Genomic DNA, 513 nt, shown 5'->3' with positions numbered 1-513 from the left:
GAATTCGCACCAATCTGGAATTTCACTGATCCAAAAGTGCCATCAAACAATTTCTTGCCATTGAACTCGGCATTGGATGCAATGCGATCCATTTCTGAATTCAATTGATTCATTTCATCTTGCAGCGCTTTGCGATCAGTGCTGGAATTGGTCGCATTCGCTGATTGCACCGACAATTCACGCATCCGTTGCAAAATATCACCAGTGGACGCCAAATTCGCTTCAGCTGTTTGTGTTAATGAAACGCCGTCGTTCGCATTGCGGGTGGCTTGATCTAAACCGCGAATCTGCGCGGTCATGCGTTCAGAAATACCCAGACCTGCCGCGTCATCTTTCGCACCATTGATCCGCAAGCCGGTGGACAGACGCTGCAATGTCTTTTCCAATCCTTTTTGGCTGCTAACCAAATTACGTTGCGCATTTAATGATGAATAGTTGGTGTTGATAACTTGTGCCATGATTGCTCTCCTAGTTATATCCCTTTTGGCGTCACCTTATAATAGATGACAGGGG

The 513-nt window shown here is 46.0% G+C and carries 1 protein-coding gene; it reads right to left on the bottom strand.

Annotated elements, in window-relative coordinates; translation table 11 throughout:
- Positions 1 to 458, bottom strand: a 458-nt coding sequence (locus HUK38_RS14760; RefSeq protein ID WP_476718486.1) for a flagellin N-terminal helical domain-containing protein, incomplete at its 3' end; no start/stop codon positions are given.
- Positions 459 to 513 lie beyond the last annotated feature (55 nt).

It is taken from the genome of Thiospirillum jenense (genome assembly GCF_014145225.1).
GTDB lineage: Bacteria > Pseudomonadota > Gammaproteobacteria > Chromatiales > Chromatiaceae > Thiospirillum > Thiospirillum jenense.
This window is presented reverse-complemented; position numbering and strand designations above follow the sequence as displayed.